Annotated in this window: 1 protein-coding gene; it reads right to left on the bottom strand. The window is 30.8% G+C overall.

Annotated elements, in window-relative coordinates:
* Window positions 1-1844, bottom strand: a 1844-nt coding sequence (locus H6F62_RS20295; RefSeq protein ID WP_190372839.1) for a DNA methyltransferase, incomplete at its 3' end; no start/stop codon positions are given.
* Between the last annotated feature and the right edge of the window lie 43 nt (window positions 1845-1887).

Below are 1887 nucleotides of genomic sequence, written 5' to 3' on the forward strand. Positions count from 1 at the left end.
GGTAAAATAAAACCTAAATAGCCATCTTTTCTTAATAGCTCTAATCCCTTTTCCACAAAGACAACATAAATATCATAGTTTCCCTTACTAGCAGAAACATACTGTTGTTTATAAAATTCAACTTCTAAAGCAGCCCATTCTTTTAAAGCTTGGATTCTAATATAGGGAGGATTACCAATAACTACATCAAAACCACCTCGTTTCATAATAACAGAAAAAGCCGATTTCCAGTCAAAAATATTAACTCTATAAGCCGTATTTTCGTCTAAAAAATTTAATTGATTATGTTGATAAAATTCTGCGTCTATCAAGGTATTACCACACTGAATATTATCATCTAAATCAGGTAAAGCCCGTTCTTTAAATAACTGTAATTGTCTGCTAATTGTTTCTCCTGATTCTCCTTCTAATACCTTTAATAACAAAGATAATTTAGTTGTTTCTACCGCTTGTTGATCAATATCAACACCATAAATATGAGTTAATAAAATTTGCTTTCTCTCACTTGCGGTTAAACGCCATTGATGATCTGAAATTTGATAGAATTTATTTTTGTATTTCTGGGGATTTTGCAGATATTGTTCTAAATACCAATCTAGGAGAAATTGATAGGCCACAATTAAAAAAGAACCCGAACCACAAGCAGGATCAAGAATTGTTATATCTTGGATTTTATCTGGTTTCTTATTTTCTAAAACCTTACCAATAGTCTGTTTAATAATATAATCAACAATATAACTAGGAGTATAATAAACACCTCCAGCTTTTCTTACTTCCGGTTTATCTTCAATAACTGCTTGACGACTTGCAGATATTTGAATGACTTTACCTAAAAATTGTTCATAAACTTGTCCTAAAATTTCCACAGGAATCACAGAAAACTCATAAGGACTTTCTGGAGGATAGAGTTTTCTAATAATTAATGTTAAAATAGCATCATTTATAGTTAAATTCAAAGTAAAATCATCAGGATTTTCTCGTCCTTTTTCACCTTGAAAATGGAATAAACCCGAATTATAGCGATAATCTGCATTGATAAATAACCGCCCTAATTCTTGATAAAAATTTTCAAACTTTAATAAATTATATAACTGTTGATAAGGTTCAATTCCTCTATCTTCACAAATCCGTAAAAAGACAATTCTATTAATCGTCATTTGAACCGCAAAATTTAACTCTCTTTGTTGAATTTGGGGATTTTTCCCAACAATATTAGCCGCTAAATTTTCTCGCCAAATTTCAATTTCTTGGAGAAATTTTTGATCAACAGTAATCCCAGCTTTAACTTTGGTTTCTGCAAATCTTTCTAAAGAACCATTTAAGACAGCTTCCTTAGAAAAAAGATCATAAATCTCTTGCCATTTTTCCACATATTTTGTATAATGAAAATGTTTGATTCTCGCTATCAAGGGAGAATCGTTTTTATTTGGCATAATTCGACAATCATAAACTGCAAATTCTTCAAAATCTGTTAAAATGCTTAAAGGTAATTTTGCAGACCAGCCATAACGTCTGACTTGAAAAGCCGCACTCATATTATTACCAACATTAACAGCGGGTTTTTTCGCTTCCACAAAAAACTTTCTTGTTCCCCCAACCCAAAAACTATAATCAGGTGCTTTGGCTTTATTTGCGTCGCTAATTTTTAAAGAATCTTCATGAACAACGTCTTTATAAATATCAGAAATTTGTCGTTCATTATTAATATCCCACCCTAAAGCAGCAAAGAAAGGATTAATAAACTCAATTCTAGTTTGTGTTTCATTAATTCCCCCCGCACGATACAATTCTATCGAAGAGTGAAAATGTTCAACAAGTTTAATAATGGTATCAGGTGCTTTCATATCTGAAAAAATGTTAGTTTTATATAAATCTATAATAACTCTT

Source organism: Anabaena sp. FACHB-1391 (assembly GCF_014696755.1).
GTDB lineage: Bacteria > Cyanobacteriota > Cyanobacteriia > Cyanobacteriales > Nostocaceae > Dolichospermum > Dolichospermum planctonicum.